Below are 19,005 nucleotides of genomic sequence, written 5' to 3' on the forward strand. Positions count from 1 at the left end.
CAGGGCGACCGCCGTGCCGAAGAGTGGAACGAGAGGAGACCACGGACATGGCCACCACGAACCAGCCCCCTGACATCCCCGACACACCCGCCCCACCGCCCCCTGCTTCCGACGCCGAACGCGTCGCCCGCCTGCGCCCCGCGTACCAGGCAGAGCTGGCCGACGGCATCGCCCGGTTCTTCGAGCCGCGCCGCACCGACTGCCCCTGGTGCGGCGCGCGGCAACTGCGTCGCCGCCTGCGCACCAAGGACCACCTGCAGCGAAAGCCCGGCACCTTCACCCTGGACCAGTGCCGCGACTGCGGACACACGTTCCAGAACCCGCAGCTCAGCGCGGCCGGACTGGACTTCTACTACCGGGACTTCTACGACGGCCTGTACGCCGAGAAGATCGGCGGCGCCCTGGACAGCGACGCCGCGAGGGAACGCAACCGCGACCGGGCCGTGGCCATGCGGCGGCACGCCCGGCCGAAGCGCTGGCTGGACGTCGGCACGGCGGGCGGTGACTTCTGCCTGGCCGCCAAGGAAGCACTGCCCGGCACCACCTTCGACGGGCTCGACATCGGCGCCCATGTGCTCGGGGCGCAGCAGTCGGGGCGCATCGAGCGGGCCTACCAGGGCTTTCTGCCCGACCTCGCGGACGAACTCGCCGGCCAGTACGACGCGGTGAGCATGTTCCACTGCCTGGAGCACACCACGGACCCGAAGGCCCAACTGGCCGCGGTTCACACCGTGCTCCGCCCCGGCGGCCACCTGATCATCGAGGTACCCAACCCGGAGTCGCCCTTCGGCCGCCTCTTCGGCCGGTACTGGCTGCCGTGGTTCCAGCCTCAGCACCAGCACTTCGTGACCATGAGGAACCTGCGCCGGGCCCTCACCGAGCTGGGCTTCACGGTGGTGGCGACGGACCGCGAGGAGTCCCATATCCCCGTGGACTTCACCGCGCTCGTAGGGCTGTACGTGCTGCGGCTGCTGCCGTTCCGCGACGAGCCCTGGCTGCCCGAGCCCCGGGGCCGTCTCGGCGCCGCGGTCACCAAGACGGTCTTCTGGGCGGGCATACCGTTCTGCTTCCCGATGTACGCCCTGGACCGGCTCCTCGCCCCGCTGATCCGCCGCAGCCGCTTCTCCAACGCCTTCCGGGTGATCGCCCGCCGCGAGGAGTGACCAGCCCAGCACGAGCTGGGACTGGAGAGGATGAAAGACGCCATGTGGAAGGTGGACCCTTCCCACGGAAGTCCGCTACCGCGACCCCAGGGACACCCCACAGCAGATGCTGAACCTCGTATGCGAACCCGATACGGGTCCGCTGCGACGCATCCGTCTACGAGCCCGGCAAGGTGATCGATGCCGTCCGACAGCTACGCGACGCGGGTGCCGTAACGACGGACCCTCGCGACACCTCCGGCGCCCAGCCCGTCAGCCGAGCAGGGCGCCCTCTGGTGAGCGGTCCCCAAGAGCACATCAGGGAATGCGAGCCAGGAAACGGCACTGATCGGCACGAGCTGCACAGACGGGTCCTGCCGGGGCACCTTGTCCAACTGCACGACGGGCATCTCCGGAGCAGCCCGGCGATGCCCGTCGCATCAGGTCCCCGTCCACGCAGACTCCCCGTCGGTGCACGGCGGCAGAAGCACCTCAGGTGTCACGCCGGTGTCACCAACCCCGTAGACGCTCCCGGATCTCAAGGATTGCGCCCACGCAAACCGCACCGTTTCGTACCACGTGGACGCCAGAAGACGGTTCTGACTACCTGTGCCATGTCGTACCGCAGGACTCGCACGCAACACCACAGATCACGGACCAAGATCCGGACCAGGTGCGGACCAACTCGGCTCAGCAGCAGACGGTTCCACCGTTTTCCGCAGGTCAGAGGTGATGATGAGCGTGTACCACCAGCAGACGAAGAATCTGCTGGGACGTACGCGCACACACCCAGGCGCAGCACTTTGTCCGTGCCCGCAGAGCCGAACGGCAAAGCCGGGTCGGCCTATCAGTCAGGTCGCCTACCGCGCAACGGTCCTGAGCCGATCAGCCCCAAGATGTCCGAGTTCAACGGAGTGTAGTCAGCACCGCACCGTCAAATCACCCTGAAGTACGCGTCCCGGACGGCACTCGTTTCGACCACCATCGATCCCCTGAACCGCCCTTCCACGAGCTGGCATGGTGGCCGCACGCATAGCCAACCCTCGAACTATGTTGCCCCGCCACATGTGCGTCTGACCTGCGGATTCCTACGGTGTGGCGACACGCAAACGTCCCCGTCACACCCCAGGAAGTGGTGCCGATGTCGTCGCCCGCAACCGCTCCACCGGACCCGAACAACCTCAAACGCATCGTCACCGCCAGCCTCATCGGCACCACCATCGAGTGGTACGACTTCTTCCTCTACGGCTCGGCCGCCGCGCTCGTGTTCAACAAGTTGTTCTTCCCGGACTCCGACCCGCTCGTCGGCACGCTGCTGTCGTTTCTGACGTACGCGGTCGGATTCGCCGCCCGGCCCCTCGGCGCGCTGGTGTTCGGGCACTACGGTGACCGGATCGGGCGCAAGAAGCTGCTGGTGCTGAGTCTGCTGTTGATGGGCGGGGCGACCTTCGCGATCGGGCTGTTGCCGACGCACGCCACCATAGGGACGGCCGCACCGGTCCTGCTCACCGTGCTCCGGCTGGTCCAGGGGTTCGCACTCGGCGGTGAGTGGGGCGGTGCCGTGCTGCTGGTGTCGGAGCACGGGGACGCGCGGCGGCGCGGGTTCTGGGCCTCGTGGCCGCAGACCGGCGCGCCGGCGGGGCAGTTGCTCGCGACCGGAGTGCTGTCCCTGCTGACGGCCGTCCTGTCGGACGCCGCGTTCGGCAGCTGGGGCTGGCGGATCCCGTTCCTGCTCTCCGGGGTCCTGGTGATCGTCGGTTTGTGGATTCGTCTCTCTGTCGATGAGTCGCCGGTCTTCAAGCAGGCGTTGGCACAGGCCGAGGCCCGCAAGGCGGACCGGGCCGGGGAGGCGGAGAAGCTGCCGCTCGTCGCTGTGCTGCGGCACCACTGGCGTGACGTCCTGATCGCGATGGGCGCGCGCATGGCGGAGAACATCAGCTACTACGTGATCACCGCGTTCATCCTCGTCTACGCCACCACCTCGGCCGGTGTCTCCAGGCAGACCGCCCTCAACGCGGTGTTGATCGCCTCGGCCGTGCACTTCGCGGTCATCCCGGCGTGGGGCGCGCTCTCCGACCGGATCGGTCGCCGTCCCGTCTATGTGGTGGGTGCCGTGGGGGTCGGGCTGTGGATGTTCCCGTTCTTCTCGCTGATCGACACCGGCGGCTTCGGCAACCTGATCCTCGCCGTCACGGTGGGGCTGGTGCTGCACGGGGCGATGTACGCCCCCCAGGCCGCGTTCTTCTCCGAGATGTTCGCGACGCGCATGCGCTACTCCGGCGCGTCCATGGGCGCGCAGTTCGCCTCGGTCGCGGCGGGCGCGCCCGCGCCGCTGATCGCGACCGCGCTGCTGGCCGACTACGGCAGCTCCACGCCGATCGCCCTGTACGTCATCGCCGCCGCGGTGCTCACGGTCGTCGCGGTGGCGGCGGCCAAGGAGACCCGTCACCGGGACCTGGCCGATGTCGCGCCTGACGCCGACGCGGACCGGACGCCGGCCGCCCCGGCGGCGGACGCCCGGACCATCTGACTTTCCGGGATCCTGTCGGCCCAGCCCCCGTACGTCCGTGCCGGCCACGTACGGGGGTCAGTGCTGTCCGGGCTCCGACAACCGGTGCAGACGCAGGGCGAGTTGGATCTCCAGGGCGCGGGCCGGGGTCTGCCAGTCGTCGCCGAGGAGGCGGCCGACCCGTTCCAGGCGCTGAGCGACGGTGTTCACATGGACGTGGAGCTCGTCCTTGGTGCGGGCGGGGCTCATGCCGCAGGCGAAGTACGCGTCGAGGGTGCGCAGCAGTTCGGTGCCACGTCGCCGGTCGTACGCGACGATCTGGCCGATGGTGCGGTCGACGAAGCCGGGTATGTCCCGGTCGCCCGCCAGGAGCAGTCCCAGGAAGCCGAAGTCCTCGGCGGCGGCACCGTCCCCGGAGCGGCCGAGCAGCCGCAGGGCGTCAAGGCAGCGCCGGGCCTCCGCGTAGGCCGTGGCCACGGCGTCGGTGCGGGTGGCGAGGTCCTCGGCGGGAGCGGAGGCACCGACGGTGACCGGTGTGTGGACCGCTGTGCTCAGCTGCCGGGCGGCGCGGCGAGCCAGGTCGGTGGCGCTGTCGCCGGGGCCGAGGGGCAGCAGCAGGACGGTGCCGCCGTCGCGTGCGGCGGCCAGGCCGTGCCGGGTCGCGGCGAGGTGGGACGCCGCGGCCGCCAGGCGTCTGCGGGCGTCCGCCTCCTGGTCGGCGTCGGCCGCGCCGCCTTCGAGCCGCGCGGCCAGCACCACGTGGACGGCGTCGAGGTCGGCGTGCAGGCGGGCCGCGCGCTCCCGCAGCAGGCGCGGGTCACGGTCGCGCGCGTCCAGCAGGTCGTCCAGCAGTTCGCCGCGTACGCGCTGTTCGGCCTCGGCGGCGGACCGGCGGGCGAGGAGCAGCAGGGAAGTGACCATGGCGGCACGTTCCAGGGTGCGCTGGTCGACGGGGTCGAGCCCCGGGTGGCCCCGCAGCACGAGGGCGCCGAGCAGTTCCCCGCCGGCGGCGACGGCGGCGATCCAGTCGTCCTCGAACCGTACGGCGTGCCCGTCCGCGCGGGACGATTCAAGGGCCTTCGCCGGTGTGGCGGCGGCCTCGGCGAAGACGACCGTGCCGTCGAGGACCTCGGAGACCGCGGCGGCGACGTCGTGCACCCCGCCGCCGCGCAGGACCAGTTCGGCGAGCCGGTCGTGGACGTCGGAGGCCCGCTCGATGACGCCGCTGCGGTCCCGGATGATCTCGTTGGCGAGCTCCAGGTCGGCGAGGGCCGACCGGGTCTCGGCGAGCAGGTTGGCGGTGTCGATGGCGGCCGCGGCGAGGGCGGCGAAGGAACCGAGCAGGGCGATCTGCTCGCGCTCGAAGACCCGGGCCCGGCGGTCCGCGGCGAAGAGCACGCCGATGACGTGGTGCCCGAGCATCAGCGGCACGCCGAGGATGGCCACGAGCCCCTCGTCCCGCACGCCCGCGTCGATGGTGTGGGTGTGCTGGAAGCGGTCGTCCTTGAAGTAGTCGTCAGTGACGTACGGGCGTGCGGTCTGCGCGACCAGGCCGCCGAGTCCCTCCCCCATGCCGAGCCGCAGCTGCTGGAACCGGGCGGCGACCGAGCCCTCGGTGACCCGCATGTGGGTGTCGCCTCTCGCCGGGTCGTTCAGGCTGAGGTAGGCGACGTCCGTGCCCAGCAGCGACCGGGCCCGCTGCACGATCGCCTGGAGTACGGCGTCGAGGTCGCGCAGCCCGGCGAGGTCGTGGGCGGTCTCGAACAGGGCGGACAGCTCGGCCTCGCGCCGGCGCCGTCCCTCCAGCTCCGAGCGCACGCGCAGGGCGAACGGCTTGGCCCGCTGGAGCGCGGCGACCCACTCCGCGGACCGTCCTTCGGCGCGCGCGAGCAGCACCGGCTGCTCGTAGGCGTCGGCGGAGGCGCCCCGGGCCAGCAGCTCGAGGAACGGCGTCTCGACGTCGGCCGGCGGCGCTTCGGCGGCGCCGGCGGAGCGCTCGGCTGACTGCACGTGATCGCTGGACATGCTCACAGGATTCACCATGACCGGCCCGCCCCGTCAGCCCTGTGGACAACCCAGGAACCGACGCAGCCGGGCCAGGAGGTCAGTGGGCGGTCCAGCCGCCGTCGAGCACGAGCGAGGTTCCGGTCACGAAGGACGCCTGCGGGCCGCACAGATACGCCACCGCCTCGGCGACCTCCTCCGGTTCGATGAGCCGTTTCACTGCGCTGTCCTGCAGCAGCACCTCGGACAGGACGCGTTCCTCGGGGATGCCGTGCGCCTGCGCCTGGTCGGCGAGCTGCTTCTCGACCAGTGGAGTGCGCACATAGGCGGGGTTCACACAGTTCGAGGTGACACCGTGGGGTGCGCCTTCGAGGGCGGCGGTCTTGGAGAGCCCCTCCAGGCCGTGTTTGGCGGCCACATAGGCCGACTTGAAGGCCGAGGCGCGCAGCCCGTGGACGGACGACACATTCACGATGCGGCCCCACCCCTGTCCGTACATGTGGGGCAGGGCCCCGCGGATGAGCCGGAACGGGGCCTCCAGCATCACCGTGAGCACCAGGTGGAAGGTGTCGGGCGGGAACTCCTCGATGGGGCGCACCAGCTGGAGCCCGGCGTTGTTGACGAGGACGTCGGTGCCCGCGGCGGCGAGTTCGGCGGCGTCCAGGTCGGTGAGGTCGAGGACGTGCGGTTCCACGGTGCCCGCGAGGTCGTGGCCCTGTTCGGCGAGCGTCTCCAGGCCTGCGGCGTCCCGGTCGACGGCTCTCACCTCGGCCCCGGCGGCCGCGAGCCGCAGCGCGCAGGCGCGGCCGATGCCGCCGGCGGCGCCGGTGACGAGCGCGGTGCGGCCGCCGAGGTCGAGCGAGGAGGCGTGGGGAGCCGGGGAGACACGGGGCGCGGTCATGCGTCGACCTTAGGAAGCGCCCCTGCCCGGCCCCATGTGGTCACGCCCCATAGTTCAGCTGGGGGCAGTGGGGTCGAACCATGTGGGGGCGTCCGACACAGCCTGCTTGATCCGGAGCAGGCCGAACTCGTTCAGCTCGGGCAGGGCGTCGATGTCGAACCAGCCCACGTCCAGCGACTCGTCGTCGTTGACCCGCGCCTCCCCGCCGACGGCCCGGCAGCGGAGGGTGATGTCCATGTACTGGCAGGTGTCGCCGTTCTCGTAGGTGACGGGGTGGAGCGCCTGGACGAGGACGACCCGTTCGGCGACGCAGTGTACGGCCGTCTCCTCGTGGACCTCCCGCACGGCGCAGGCCGCGGGCTCCTCCCCCGGGTCGGGGATGCCGCCGATCACGGACCACTTGCCGGTGTCGGACCGGCGGTTGAGCAGCACTCTGCCCTCGTCGTCGAAGACGATGGCGGTGACTCCGGGGAGCCAGAGCAGCTGATGGCCGGCCGATGCGCGGAGGGTCCGGATGAAGTCAGGAGTAGCCATGGCGACGACCCTAATCGGCCGGTCACGGTGTCCCGCGCGATTCAGGCAGCGTGCGACGGGCGTACGGCTACACGTCACCGGCGCGTCGTCCGCGCAGACCGGCGCCGACGGCCCAGCCCAGACCGCCGGCCGCGACCAGCACGAGGGCGATCTCCGGCAGGATGCCGAGCCGCGTGGCAGGGGTCTGCGAGGACCGCAGCGGCACCTTCTGCACCAGCGAGTCGGCGACGAACATGCCGGTCTTCTGCGTGATCTTCCCGTCCGGCATGATCATCGCGCTGACGCCACTGGTCACCGGCACCGTCACGGTCCTGCTGTGCTCGACCGCGCGGACCCGGGACATGGCGAGCTGCTGGTAGGTCATCTCGCTGCGGTCGAAGGTGGCGTTGTTGCTCGGCACGGAGATCATCTGGGCGCCGTCGGTGACCTCGGAGCGCACGGTCCAGTCGAAGGCGGCCTCGTAGCAGGTGACGAGGCCGACCTTGGCGCCGTCCATGGTGAACACGCCCGGCTCGGTGCCGCGGCTGAAGTCCTGGCGGACCATCGCCGTCCAGTTCTTGTTGATCGCGCCGATGAACGAGCGCAGCGGCAGATATTCGCCGAACGGCTGGATCTGACGCTTGTCGTAGGTGTCGACGGGGCCCTTCGCCGGGTCCCACAGGATCTGCTCGTTGTACAGCTTGCCGTCGCGCTCCACGACGCCGCCGACCGAGATGGGCACACCGATGGCCTTGGCCGCCTTGTCGATCACGGCACGGGCGTCGGGGTTGGCGAAGGGGTCGATGTCGGAGGAGTTCTCCGGCCACAGCACGAAGTCGGGCTGGGCGACCTTGCCGGCCTTGACCTCCGCGGCCAGGCGTTCCGTCTCGCGCGCGTGGTAGTCGAGCACGGCCCGGCGCTGGGAGTTGAAGTCGAGGCCCGCGCGGGGCACGTTGCCCTGGATCGCGGCGACGGTGACGCTGCCGTCCTCGGCCTTGTCGCTGACCAGCGGCCGGGCGGCCACCGCCGCCAGGACCGGGGCGCCCAGGCTCAACATGGCAACCGCTGCCCCCATGTGCCGCACGGCCCCGGTGGCCCGCCTCTCCAGAACGAGACGCACGGCCTCGTACAGTCCGAAGCCGCACAGGACCACGGCGAAGCCGAGCACCGGGGTACCGCCCACCGCCGCGAGCGGCAGGAACACTCCGTCGGCCTGCCCGAACGCGACCTTCCCCCAGGGGAAGCCCTCGAACGGCACGCGCGCGCGTACCGCCTCTCCGGCGATCCACACGGCGGCTGCCCACACCGGCCAGCCGGGCAGCTTCGACACGGCCGCGACGCCCGCACCGACCAGTGCGACGAAGATCGCCTCGATGACGACCAGGGCGAGCCAGGGGCCCGGCCCGACCTCCACTCCGGTCCACACCAGCAGCGGCAGCAGAAAGCCGAGGCCGAAGAGGTAGCCGAGGCCCAGCCCCGCCTTCAAGCTCCTGCCGCGCAGTACCCAGCCGAAGACCGCGAAGGCCGGCAGGGCCAGCCACCAGAGGGTGCGGGGCGGGAAGCTGACGTAGAGGAGCAGGCCGGAGAGCGCGGCTGCGGCGGGCGGAACGAGACGCCGGGCCCAGGTCCGCGCCCCGGGCGCGTTCCGCGGCTCCAACTGGTCCGACTCGCCGACGGAGGTTGCGGTGACGGTCACTCCCGGAGTCTAAGGCGAGTGACCTTGAGGCCGACAGCGCGGTCCCGAGGCGGCGGCACCACGCCGTGCGGACGGCCACGCGCGGCGCCGCCCCGCGTCCGCGGCATCGTTCCTGCTCATTTCGTCACGACACATCCACAAACCGTCCACCAGCGGCTACGGTGTGCCGAAGCCTCAGTCGTGCGGCCCGTGGCGGCCCGTGCGGCCGGGGTCTTCACAGGTCGGGGGCGACGTGGTGCGGGGGGCGGAGCGGGGTGGGTTCACGTGGGCTGACGTCCGCGTCCGGGCTGGACGCGGACGGCGAGAGAAGAATCGTTTCCGATGCGGTGGGCGTCGTGGTGCTGGGGGCTTGCGCCGGCTGGTCCCTGATCACGGCCGCGGTGCACGAGGGCCGGCCCGAGGGCGTGCTCCTCGCGGTGCTGGCCGTGGCGGCGGGGTACGCCGCGGGGCGGATCGGCGGTGCGCTGCTGCCGGTCGGCGCGCCCTGCGCCGCGGCGCTGGCGGGTGTCGCGCTGACCGTGGCCGTTCCGCACCTTGCTCCGGGCCCGGAGATCACCACGCCCCTGGGACACGCCGGGGCCACAGCGGCCGTGCTGACGCTGTCGGCCGGGGCCGCGTGCTGCGCGGCCTGGGCCGCCGCCCCTCCGGCCGCCCGGATCGCCCTGCGCCTGCTGGCCGCCGGGACCGCGGTGCTGGCGGCCGTGCTCGGCTCGACCACCGGCTGCGTCACCTGCGTCGCGGTGCTGTTGTGCTCGCTCGCCGCAGGACGCATCCGTCACCGCGGCGCCGGACTTGCCGCACTGGCCGCGGTCGCCGCCCTGGCGGCCTGCCTGGCCTGGGCGGTCGCCGCGCGTGCGGTACCAGGCGGGCTCGTGGCCGCCCTGGAAGGGCGGCTGACGCCGCACCGCGTACAGCTCTGGGAGGACGCGTGGCACCTGCTGCGCGAGGACGCCGCCCTGGGAGTCGGCCCGGGCCGCTTCGGGGAGCTGAGCACGACGTCCGCCCAGTCACTGCTGTCCGACGGCAAGCCCCACTCGGCGCCCCTGCAGCAGGCGGCCGAGCAGGGCATCGTCGGCGTGGCCCTGCTGGCGGCGGCGTTCGGCTGGGTGCTGTACGCCCTGTGGCGCGGCCCGCGCCCGACGCCGGTGGTGCTCACCGCGGGCGCGACCCTGACGGCGCTCGCCGCCATCGCCGCGATCGGCAACGCGCTGAGCTTCACCGCGGTGTCGGTGGGTGCGGGCCTGCTGGCGGGTACGGCCACGGCACGCCCCTGGGCCGACGAACAGTCGACCCGCGCCACGGACACACACCCGCGTGGCGCCGGACGTACCCCTGCCTGGTGACCGCCCACCCCGGTGATCACGGCCGGCGATCCACAGCGCTCAGTGCGCGGCGGCGCCCGGCTTCGTGGGGCGCAACCGGGCCCTGATCACCTGGACGGCCGCCTCCGCGTCGTCGACGGTGACCGTGAAGGTGTGTCCGTCCCACAGCTCCAGCACGACGCCCTCACCCCGTCGTACGACCACCGCGGTGCCCTTCTCGGGCCGCCATCGGTAGCCCCAGCCGCCCCAGTGCCGGGGCGTGACATGCGGGATGTACGTGGCGCCGGCCACGTGGGACAGCGGGATACGGCGGCGGGGCAGGCCGATGTGGCCGCAGCGCACCTCGAGGTGCTCGTCGTCGACCCGGAGCGCGACGTGCACGAAGGCGAGGGTTCCGAAGAGGACCAGCAGCCCGGCGGCGATGCACCCGACGACGGCCATGACGAGCGGGGCGCCGGACGTCCACGCCGAGTCGACGGCCAGCTCGATGCCCAGCGCCATGCAGGCGGCGCCGACGAGCGCCAGCAGCCACTGGACCCGGTTGGTGGCTCGGCCGGTCCAGACATCGGGGTGCGAGTGGGGGGCGTTCTCGCCGTGGGGGTGGTCCCTCATGCATATGAGGTTACTCAGGTTTCGCTCCGCCGGTACCTCGTGGCGGAGCGTGACTGCGCCGACCGGGCGGGCCCCTCCGGCGCGGGCGACGGCGGTCGGTGGCCGGTGCCGGTCAGGCGGCGGGCGTGACCGCCTGGAGTATCCGCCCTTCTTCGTACGCCAGGGCCGGCGCGGGCAGCGTGCCCTCGCGTCCGCTCAGCAGCACGGTCAGGGTGCCGTGGGGCGGGGCTCCCGGTGCGGGCTGCTCGCCGAGCCGGCGCAGGGCCTGGGCGGCGACGGCGCCCGCTGAGCCGTGCAGCACGAGGGGCGGGCGGCCGGGGCGCTGGACGGCGGCCCGGATGCGCTCGGCGACCAGTTCGTAGTGGGTGCAGCCCAGGACGACGGTCGTCACGTCGTCGGGGGTCAGCGCGGCGGCCGCGGACACGGCGGCGTCGATCGCCGCCTCGTCCGCGTGTTCCACGGCCTCGGCGAGGCCCCAGCAGGGCACCTCGGCGACGGGCACTCCGCCGGCGAAGTCCCGGATCAGGGCCCGCTGGTACGGGCTGCCGGTGGTGGCCGGGGTGGCCCAGATGGCGAGGGGCCCGCCGCCGGCCGCGGCGGGCTTGATCGCCGGGACGGTGCCGACGACCGGGAGCTCCGGTTCGAACCGGGCGCGCAGGGCGGTGAGCGCGTGCACGGTCGCGGTGTTGCAGCCGACGATCAGGGCGTCGGGGCGGCGCGCGGCGGCCGCCTCGGCGACGGTCAGGGCACGCTCGGTCAGGTCCTCCGGGGTCCTCGGTCCCCACGGCATGCCGTCGGGGTCGAGGGAGAGCACGAGATCGGCGTCGGGGCGCAGACGCCGCATCACGGCGGTGGCAGCCAGCAGACCGATTCCGGAGTCCATGAGCGCGATCTTCACCCGATCACGATAGACGATGAGCCTTCCCGGGCAGGTCCGGTGGGGCAGACTGCGCGCGTGAGCGCCGTTGTGTGGACTGCCGCTGGATCACTTCTCGCCTGGCTGTGGCTGCTGCTCTGTCAGGGCTTCTTCTGGCGCACGGATGTGCGACTGCCGCCGCGCCGGGACCCGGACGCGTGGCCGTCCGTGTGCGTCGTCGTCCCGGCCCGCGACGAGGCGGCGGTGCTGCCCGCCGCGCTGCCCTCCCTGCTCCTTCAGGACTATCCGGGGCGGGCGGAGGTCTTCTTCGTCGATGACGGCAGCTCGGACGGCACCGGTGATCTCGCGCGGGAACTGGCGCGCCGGCACGGCGGGCTGCCGCTGACCGTGGGCTCGCCGGGCGAGCCGCCGCCGGGCTGGGCCGGGAAGCTGTGGGCGGTGCGGCACGGCATCGGCCTGGCACGCGCGCGTGATCCCGAGTATCTGCTCCTGACGGACGCCGACATCGCGCACGCGCCGGACAGTCTGCGGGAGCTGGTGGCGGCAGCCCGTGCCGGAGGGTTCGACGTGGTCTCGCAGATGGCCCGGCTGCGGGTGGAGAGCGCCTGGGAACGGCTCGTCGTACCGGCCTTCGTCTACTTCTTCGCGCAGCTCTACCCCTTCCGCCGGATCGGCAAGGAGGGGACACGGACAGCGGCCGCGGCCGGTGGTTGCGTCCTGGTGCGGGCGGAGACCGCCGAGCGGGTGCGGATCCCGGACGCGTTCCGGCACGCCGTCATCGACGACGTGGCCCTCGCGCGGGCCGTCAAGCGCGGTGGCGGGCGCGTCTGGCTGGGGCTCGCCGACCGGGTGGACAGCGTGCGGCCGTATCCGCGGCTGCACGACCTGTGGCGGATGGTGTCGCGCAGCGCGTACGCCCAGTTGCGGCACCACCCCCTGCTGCTGGCCTTGACTGTCGTGGGGCTGGCGCTGGTGTACCTGGTGCCGCCGGTGGCGGTCGTGGCCGGCCTTGCCGCGGGGAGCGCGGCGGCGGCGATCACCGGCGGACTGGCGTGGCTCGTGATGACCGGCACGTACGTCCCGATGCTCCGCCACTACCGGCAGCCGCTGTGGCTCGCTCCCCTGCTGCCGTTCACCGCGTTCCTCTATCTCCTCATGACGTTCGATTCGGCGGTGCAGCACTACCGGGGACGCGGCGCGGCCTGGAAGGGCCGCACCTACGCCCGTCCCGAGGCCGTGCCCGACGAGGGCTGACGGCCGCCGGTGGGCAGGGTGGTCACTTCCTGCCGGGGGTCCAGTTCATGCCCCACCCGTAGGCGTGGTCGACCGTGCGCTGCGGGCTGACCCCACGCTCGGGCACCAGGTAGCGCGCCTCACGCTGGACGACCAGATCGCCGCCGGTGTTGGTGATCAGGGCGAGCGCGCACACGGTGGAGGGGACCGTGCACTCGTCGAGGGAGAACTCGATCGGGGCGCCGTACTGCGGCTGGAGCGTGACGGTGGCGTTCAGGTCGGCGAAGGAGCGTGCGCCTTCGTAGATGGTGACGAAGACGAGGATGCGCCGGAAGGCGTTCTTGTGGTCGAGATTGACGGTGAGGTTCTCACCGGCCGCCAAGGCGCCGGTGCGGTCGTCGCCGTCGAGGTGGAGGTACGGGGGCTGGTGCAGCGCTCCGAAGGCGTTGCCGAGGGCCTGTACGACGCCCTTGCTGCCGTCGGTGAGTTCGAACAGCGCGCACAGGTCGAGGTCGAGGTCGGAGTGCATCGCGGCCGGGCGGCCGAACTTGCTGCTCCACCCCGAGAACTGCTTGCGCACCTCCCAGTTGAGGTTCACGTGCAGGGCCCCGGAGGTGCCGCCCTGCTTGGTGAGCGAGACGGAGGGGGCTGCCTTGGTGAGCGTCACCTTGGTCAGGCGGACCGGCGCCGGTGCGGCCGGAGGCGCTGCGGGCGGGGGCGGGGCCGTCTGCTGCGGTTCGTCCACCGTGATGCCGTACTCGGTGGCCAGCCCTTCGAGCCCGCTGCTGTAGCCCTGCCCGACCGCGCGGAACTTCCAGGCGCCCTGGCGGCGGTAGAACTCACCCAGCACGAAAGCGGTTTCAGTCGTGGCGCCCGGGTTGTCGAAGCGGGCCATCGGAGTGGCACGGCCGGCATCCTGGACCTCGATGTACAGGTCCGGGACCTGTCCGAAGGTGCCGCCGTCGGCGGAGGCGGCGAGGACGACCGTCTCGATCGAGGGCTCCACGCGCGCGAGGTCGACGAGGAGCGCGTCGGTCACCCGGCCGTCGGTGTTCCGCTTGCCCTCGTGACGGATGGCGCCGGATGAGTGCGCGGGCTGGTTGTAAAAGACGAAGTCCGCGTCGGAACGCACCTTCCCGCTTGCCAGCAGCAAAGCGGAGGCGTCCGCGTCGGGCACGCCCGGTCCGGTCCGCCAGCCCAATTCCACCCGCAGTGCCGCGGTAGGCACAGGAGTGTTTGAACCTTTCAGCATTTGCATGTCCGCCCCCATCGCGTATCACCGCGCCAGGCACATCCCGGCCGTCCGTCGAGTTCCGTTCGCACAACCTATTCCTCCCGGCCGCGAACTCCCATGCACCGCCACCGGGAGACCACTGGCCAACCCCTGGTAACCGGCCCGGAACTCGGCCTTTACACGATCAGAACCCTGTTCGGTGCCCTTTTTTGGCGAGTTCGCTCGCATTGGGGATCCCAGGTCACTGACGACGCGGAAAACAACCCTCTTATCGGTCTCCCCAACCAGCACATCGTTGGCTTAACTTATGTGGCATGACCTCCCCCCGCTCCACCTATGGCGGCGGCTACTACTCCGCCTCCTTCCCGGACACCCCGATCTACGACAGGCTCGTCGCCGAGCGGGGCACCCCGCAGATCGCCCCGATCCGGGTCCCCGCGCAATACGACATGCCCGGCAGCAACCTGCCCGCCCTTCCGTCGGCGCTGCCCGCACTGCCGGCAGCCCCCTCCCAGCCCGCCTACGGCTATCCGCAGGCGCAGCAGCCCGCCCCGCTCCAGCAGGCGCCCGCCGCGTACATCCCGCAGCAGGCCTCCGCACCGCGCGGCTATCCCGGCCCTCAGCCGCAGCAGCCGCGCCCGGCGGCGCCCGGCGGGGGCTACGAGGCGATGCGCCCCGCGGCTCCCCGGCCCGCACCGGCTCCCTACCAGGACCCGTACAACAACCAGCAGTACCGCGGTTACTGAGCGCTCCCGGGGGTTGTCGGTGCCGGCTGGCACGATGACCCCATGGGGAACGCGCATCTGCACTCGATCCACCTCCATCCGGTCAAGGCGGTCCGGGGCCTGGCGCCCCGGAAGGCCGTCGTGGAGCCCTGGGGGCTGGCCGGAGACCGGCGCTGGGTGCTGATCGACGACGGGGGAAAGGTCGTCACGCAACGCCAGCAGCCGCGCCTCGTGTCCGCCGCCGCAGAGCTTCTGCCGGACGGCGGCGTCCGGCTGTCCGCGCCCGGCATGGAGCCACTGACGGTGCCCGTTCCCCGGCCCCTCGGCACGGTGCCGGTGCAGATCTTCCGCGACAAGGTCGAGGCGGTCCCGGCCGAGGACGAGGCCGCGCACGCCTGGTGCAGCGACTTTCTCGGCATCGGTGCGCGTCTCGTGTACATGCCCGACCCGGCCACGCGCCGCCCCGTCGACCCTGAGTACGGGCTGCCCGGCGAGACCGTCTCCTTCGCCGACGGCTTCCCGCTGCTGCTCGCGACGACGGCCTCGCTCGACGCTCTCAACACCCTGATCGCGCAAGGCGACCACGCGGACGAGGGCCCGCTGCCCATGAACCGTTTCCGGCCGAACGTGGTCGTGGCGGGCACGGCCGCCTGGGCCGAGGACGCGTGGTCGCGCATCGCCGTCGGGGAGGTGTCCTTCCGGGTCGCGAAGCCCTGCGGCCGGTGCGTGGTGACCACCACCGACCAGGACACGGGCGAGCGCGGCCGCGAGCCCCTGTACAGCCTGGGACAGCACCGGCGCCTCGGCGGCAAGCTGGTCTTCGGACAGAATCTGGTGCCCCTGTCCCGGGGCACGATCCGGGTCGGTGACCCGGTCAGGATCCTCGATCAGCACGGGCAGGAGGTCTCCGACCGGGGCGGGAACCCCGTCGCGGGCCCGGGCGTTGGCCTTGTGTGAGAAATTCATGAGAGACCCGTGAGAGGTGATGTGGCTCTCTCTTCGCCGGGTCCGGGCGTGGAGGGCTCCGCGGGGGGTTATCACGGAGCGGGAAGGGGGTGCAGTCGGTGCGAGCGATCAGTGGGCTCTGGCGCTGGCGGCGCAATCCGCTGTGCCGCGCGACGGATCTGGCCGAGGCCTGGGTGGCGCTGGCCGCCCTGCTGCTGATCCTCCTGGTCGCCCCGGTGGCCGGATCCCTCGTCGGAGGCGCCGCCCAGGACACGCTGCAGCAGTCCGTCCGGACGCAGCACGAGGCACGGCATCTTGTGACGGCCACGGTGGTCCGCAAGCTGGACCGCTCCCCGCTCGACGCCGACCCGGAGACCTCGACGGGCAGAGATCTGCGCAACCGCGTCCTCGCCGACTGGACCGCCCCGGACGGCACCGCGCACCAGGGCCCCGTCCTGGCGGGCCTCAAGGACCCGCGGCAGGGCGACGAGTTCCGGATATGGACCGACCGGCACGGCCGGATGGTGGCCCGCCCGCTCGACTCCGCGACGGCGTCGACGCACGCGGTCCTCGGCGGCATAGGCGCGGCCCTGGCGGCCGGCGGCCTCGTCGAGGGCGGCAGACGGCTGATCGTCTGGCGCATGGTCCGCCGCCGGTACGCCCGTTGGGACCAGGCATGGGACAAGGCGGGCCCGGACTGGGGCAGGACGGGCACCGGCAGCTGAGACGGCCTTCCGACTCTGGTCAACCCACCACCCGCGCGCACGCTACGGTGGTCCGGCCGAGACGATCGGCACAACCCGCGCGCGAGCGAGCCATCAGTACGACCGAGGTGGGGGCACAGCTACACCATGGCACAGGGCACGGTCCAGGTGACGCACACCGGCACGTCGCGGTGGCGGCGCCGCACGGGTGAGTACGCATCGCTCGCCGCTGCTTTGGAGGCCGCGGCCGACGGAGACGTCCTCACCGTCGCCCCCGGCACCTACCGGGAGAACCTCGTCGTGCAGCGCGCGGTGACCCTGCGAGGACCCGAGGGCTCCCCCGGCTCCGTGCGGATCGCGCCCGTGGACGGGGTGCCGCTGACCGTGCGCGCCTCGGCGGTGGTGCAGGACCTGCATGTGGAGGGTCAGGACTCGGCCGCCCCCGCCGTCCTGGTGGAGGAGGGCACACCGGAGCTGCGGGACGTGCGGGTCGTCACGCGCTCGGCGGCGGGGATCGAGGTGCGCGGCAACGCGCGGCCCACGGTCCGGCGCTGCGCGGTCGACAATCCGGCGGGCGTCGGCATCGCCGTACTCGACGGCGCGGGCGGGGTGTTCGAGGAGTGCGAGGTCGTCGCGGCCGGTCAGGCGGGCGTGGCGGTGCGCGGCGGCGCACACCCCCGTCTGGAGCGCTGCCGGGTGCACCACACCTCGGGCTCGGGGCTGTCGGTGACGGGGGAGAACTCGGCGCTGGAGGCGGTGGGCTGCGAGATCTACGAGGTCCGGGGCAGCGGGGTGCAGATCACCGGCCGGGCCACCGCGCACCTCACGGACTGCGATGTGCACCGGACGACGGCCGACGGTGTCACGCTGGACACGGACGCCGTGCTGACGCTCGCCGACTGCCGTATCCACGACATCCCGGAGAACGCGGTCGATCTGCGCTCGCGTTCGGTCCTCACGCTGACGCGCACCACGGTGCGCCAGTTCGGGCGCAACGGCCTGTCGGTGTGGGACCCGGGCACGCGGGTGGACGCCAACCAGTGCGAGATCTTCGACAGCACGGGCGACTACCCGGCGGTGTGGGTGAGCGACGGGGCCACGGCGGTGCTCGACTCGTGCCGGGTGCACGACGTGCCGGACGCGCTGTTCGTCCTCGACCGCGGCTCACGCGCGGACGTCGTCGACAGCGACCTGTCGCAGGTGCGCAACACGGCCGTGTCGGTGAGCGACGGCGCGACCGCCCAGCTCGACGACTGCCGGATCCGGGACGCGGCGACGGGCGCCTGGTTCCGCGACCACGGCAGCGGCGGCACCCTCAGCAACTGCACGCTGGACGGCACCCAGACCGGCGTCATCGTCACCAAGGGCGCCGACCCCACCGTGGAGCGCTGCACCATCGACTCCCCCGCGGAGGCCGGGGTCTATGTCTCGGCCGGTGGCCGCGGCAGCTTCCAGAACTGCCGGGTGACGGGCAGCGGCGGCTACGGCTTCCATGTGATCGACGGCAGCCGTACGACGCTCAGGAAGTGCCGCACGGAGCGGTGCACGCGCGGCGGCTACGAGTTCGCGGACAGCGGCGCGGACGCGGCGTCCGCAACGGGCCCGGTGGTGGAGGACTGCACCAGCGACGAGAGCGCGGGGCTCCGGGCACCCGCGGCGCGGGAGACGGCCGTGCAGACGGTGAGCCACTCCCCCGGTCTGCTGGGCGCCCTCCCGGAGCAGCGCGCCGAACCGGCACCCCCGGCCCCGGCCGTGGAGCCCGAGGAGCCGTCCCGCACCTCCAAGGCGGTCCTCGGTGAACTGGACGCGCTGGTGGGCCTGGAGAGCGTCAAGCGCGAGGTGCGTGCCCTCACCGACATGATCGAGGTCGGCCGGCGCCGGCAACAGGCGGGCCTGAAGGCGGCGTCGGTCAAGCGCCACCTGGTCTTCACCGGTTCCCCCGGCACCGGCAAGACGACGGTCGCGCGGCTGTACGGCGAGATCCTCGCCTCCCTCGGTGTGCTGGAGAAGGGCCACCTGGTCGAGGTGTCCCGGGTGGACCTGGTGGGCGAGCACATCGGCTCGACCGCGATCCGCACGCAGGAGGCCTTCGAGAAGGCGCGCGGCGGTGTGCTGTTCATCGACGAGGCGTACGCGCTGTCCCCCGAGGACGCGGGCCGTGACTTCGGCAAGGAGGCCATCGACACGCTGGTGAAACTGATGGAGGACCACCGGGACGCGGTCGTGGTGATCGTCGCGGGCTACACGGCCGAGATGGAGCGCTTCCTGTCGGTCAACCCGGGTGTGGCGTCCCGCTTCTCGCGGACCATCACCTTCAGCGACTACGGCCCCGAGGACCTGCTGCGGATCGTCGATCAGCAGGCCGAGGAGCATGAGTACCGGCTGGCGCCGGGCGCCGCCGAGGCCCTGGGGAAGTACTTCACGGAGCTCCCCAAGGGCCCGGCGTTCGGCAACGGCCGTACCGCGCGGCAGACGTTCGAGGCGATGGTGGAGCGGCACGCGAGCCGGGTCGCCCAGGTCGCGGAGCCGAGCACGGACGACCTGACGCTGCTCTACGCCGAGGACCTGCCCGAGCTGCTCTGAGGCCT

Annotated in this window: 15 protein-coding genes; 8 read left to right on the plus strand and 7 right to left on the minus strand. The window is 72.3% G+C overall.

Annotated features, from left to right (window positions below; genetic code table 11):
- The first annotated feature begins 47 nt into the window (after positions 1–47).
- Both ACZ6I3_RS11400 and ACZ6I3_RS11405 read left to right on the plus strand, forming a co-directional pair.
- Entirely contained in the window at positions 48–1,163 is a 1,116-nt protein-coding gene (locus tag ACZ6I3_RS11400) for a class I SAM-dependent methyltransferase (RefSeq protein WP_469413748.1), read from the plus strand.
- 1,120 nt (positions 1,164–2,283) lie between these two features.
- On the plus strand, positions 2,284–3,672 hold the full coding sequence (locus tag ACZ6I3_RS11405; protein WP_469413750.1) for an MFS transporter: 1,389 nt from the start codon (positions 2,284–2,286) through the stop codon (positions 3,670–3,672).
- 57 nt (positions 3,673–3,729) lie between these two features.
- On the opposite strand, the gene ACZ6I3_RS11410 is transcribed toward ACZ6I3_RS11405, so the two are convergent.
- The 4 genes from ACZ6I3_RS11410 to lnt form a co-directional block, all read right to left on the minus strand.
- The gene (locus ACZ6I3_RS11410; protein WP_469413752.1) at positions 3,730–5,676 is read right to left on the minus strand and encodes a helix-turn-helix domain-containing protein; all 1,947 of its coding nucleotides are present in this window, start codon (positions 5,674–5,676) and stop codon (positions 3,730–3,732) included.
- A 79-nt stretch (positions 5,677–5,755) separates the two neighbouring features.
- Positions 5,756–6,556: a 3-hydroxybutyrate dehydrogenase gene (locus ACZ6I3_RS11415; protein WP_469413754.1), complete on the minus strand. Its 801-nt coding sequence runs from the start codon at positions 6,554–6,556 to the stop codon at positions 5,756–5,758.
- Between the two features lie 54 nt (positions 6,557–6,610).
- Positions 6,611–7,090 carry an NUDIX hydrolase gene (locus tag ACZ6I3_RS11420; RefSeq protein WP_189730621.1) on the minus strand — a complete coding sequence of 160 codons (480 nt, stop codon included), beginning with the start codon at positions 7,088–7,090 and terminating at the stop codon, positions 6,611–6,613.
- Positions 7,091–7,157: 67 nt separating this feature from the next.
- Entirely contained in the window at positions 7,158–8,765 is a 1,608-nt protein-coding gene (gene lnt / locus ACZ6I3_RS11425) for an apolipoprotein N-acyltransferase (RefSeq protein ID WP_469413755.1), read from the minus strand.
- A 287-nt stretch (positions 8,766–9,052) separates the two neighbouring features.
- On the opposite strand from lnt, the gene ACZ6I3_RS11430 reads away from it, so the two are divergent.
- On the plus strand, positions 9,053–10,108 hold the full coding sequence (locus tag ACZ6I3_RS11430) for an O-antigen ligase family protein (RefSeq protein WP_469414078.1): 1,056 nt from the start codon (positions 9,053–9,055) through the stop codon (positions 10,106–10,108).
- 39 nt (positions 10,109–10,147) lie between these two features.
- Here the strand turns inward: ACZ6I3_RS11430 and ACZ6I3_RS11435 are convergent, their stop codons facing one another.
- Positions 10,148–10,699, minus strand: coding sequence for a hypothetical protein (locus tag ACZ6I3_RS11435; protein ID WP_469413756.1), 552 nt, complete (start codon positions 10,697–10,699; stop codon positions 10,148–10,150).
- Positions 10,700–10,811: 112 nt separating this feature from the next.
- The gene (locus ACZ6I3_RS11440) at positions 10,812–11,597 is read right to left on the minus strand and encodes a glutamate racemase (protein ID WP_469413758.1); all 786 of its coding nucleotides are present in this window, start codon (positions 11,595–11,597) and stop codon (positions 10,812–10,814) included.
- A gap of 39 nt (positions 11,598–11,636) precedes the next feature.
- On the opposite strand from ACZ6I3_RS11440, the gene ACZ6I3_RS11445 reads away from it, so the two are divergent.
- Positions 11,637–12,830: a glycosyltransferase gene (locus ACZ6I3_RS11445; protein ID WP_469413759.1), complete on the plus strand. Its 1,194-nt coding sequence runs from the start codon at positions 11,637–11,639 to the stop codon at positions 12,828–12,830.
- 22 nt (positions 12,831–12,852) lie between these two features.
- Here ACZ6I3_RS11445 and ACZ6I3_RS11450 read toward each other — a convergent pair whose 3' ends face one another.
- Positions 12,853–14,061 carry a TerD family protein gene (locus ACZ6I3_RS11450; protein ID WP_469413761.1) on the minus strand — a complete coding sequence of 403 codons (1,209 nt, stop codon included), beginning with the start codon at positions 14,059–14,061 and terminating at the stop codon, positions 12,853–12,855.
- A gap of 296 nt (positions 14,062–14,357) precedes the next feature.
- Here ACZ6I3_RS11450 and ACZ6I3_RS11455 point away from each other — a divergent pair, with 296 nt between their 5' ends.
- The 4 genes from ACZ6I3_RS11455 to ACZ6I3_RS11470 all read left to right on the plus strand — a co-directional run bounded on the left by ACZ6I3_RS11455 (position 14,358) and on the right by ACZ6I3_RS11470 (position 19,000).
- Positions 14,358–14,789, plus strand: coding sequence for a DUF6643 family protein (locus ACZ6I3_RS11455; RefSeq protein ID WP_189730607.1), 432 nt, complete (start codon positions 14,358–14,360; stop codon positions 14,787–14,789).
- 42 nt (positions 14,790–14,831) lie between these two features.
- Positions 14,832–15,725 (plus strand): MOSC domain-containing protein, encoded by an 894-nt coding sequence (locus ACZ6I3_RS11460; protein ID WP_469413763.1) that lies wholly within the window; start codon positions 14,832–14,834, stop codon positions 15,723–15,725.
- Positions 15,726–15,832: 107 nt separating this feature from the next.
- Positions 15,833–16,438, plus strand: coding sequence for an Rv1733c family protein (locus ACZ6I3_RS11465; protein ID WP_468196132.1), 606 nt, complete (start codon positions 15,833–15,835; stop codon positions 16,436–16,438).
- A gap of 126 nt (positions 16,439–16,564) precedes the next feature.
- Positions 16,565–19,000, plus strand: coding sequence for a right-handed parallel beta-helix repeat-containing protein (locus ACZ6I3_RS11470; protein WP_469413764.1), 2,436 nt, complete (start codon positions 16,565–16,567; stop codon positions 18,998–19,000).
- The last annotated feature ends 5 nt before the right edge of the window (positions 19,001–19,005 follow it).

This window comes from Streptomyces sp. NPDC041940 (assembly GCF_055589465.1).

What these genes read in the sequence shown, in the direction of transcription:
- ACZ6I3_RS11400 (WP_469413748.1), top strand. Translation starts at nt 48, where the DNA reads ATGGCCACCACGAACCAGCCCCCTGACATCCCCGACACACCCGCCCCA.
- ACZ6I3_RS11405 (WP_469413750.1), top strand. Translation starts at nt 2,284, where the DNA reads ATGTCGTCGCCCGCAACCGCTCCACCGGACCCGAACAACCTCAAACGC.
- ACZ6I3_RS11410 (WP_469413752.1), bottom strand. Translation starts at nt 5,676, where the DNA reads ATGTCCAGCGATCACGTGCAGTCAGCCGAGCGCTCCGCCGGCGCCGCC.
- ACZ6I3_RS11415 (WP_469413754.1), bottom strand. Translation starts at nt 6,556, where the DNA reads ATGACCGCGCCCCGTGTCTCCCCGGCTCCCCACGCCTCCTCGCTCGAC.
- ACZ6I3_RS11420 (WP_189730621.1), bottom strand. Translation starts at nt 7,090, where the DNA reads ATGGCTACTCCTGACTTCATCCGGACCCTCCGCGCATCGGCCGGCCAT.
- ACZ6I3_RS11435 (WP_469413756.1), bottom strand. Translation starts at nt 10,699, where the DNA reads ATGAGGGACCACCCCCACGGCGAGAACGCCCCCCACTCGCACCCCGAT.
- ACZ6I3_RS11450 (WP_469413761.1), bottom strand. Translation starts at nt 14,061, where the DNA reads ATGCTGAAAGGTTCAAACACTCCTGTGCCTACCGCGGCACTGCGGGTG.
- ACZ6I3_RS11455 (WP_189730607.1), top strand. Translation starts at nt 14,358, where the DNA reads ATGACCTCCCCCCGCTCCACCTATGGCGGCGGCTACTACTCCGCCTCC.
- ACZ6I3_RS11460 (WP_469413763.1), top strand. Translation starts at nt 14,832, where the DNA reads ATGGGGAACGCGCATCTGCACTCGATCCACCTCCATCCGGTCAAGGCG.
- ACZ6I3_RS11470 (WP_469413764.1), top strand. Translation starts at nt 16,565, where the DNA reads ATGGCACAGGGCACGGTCCAGGTGACGCACACCGGCACGTCGCGGTGG.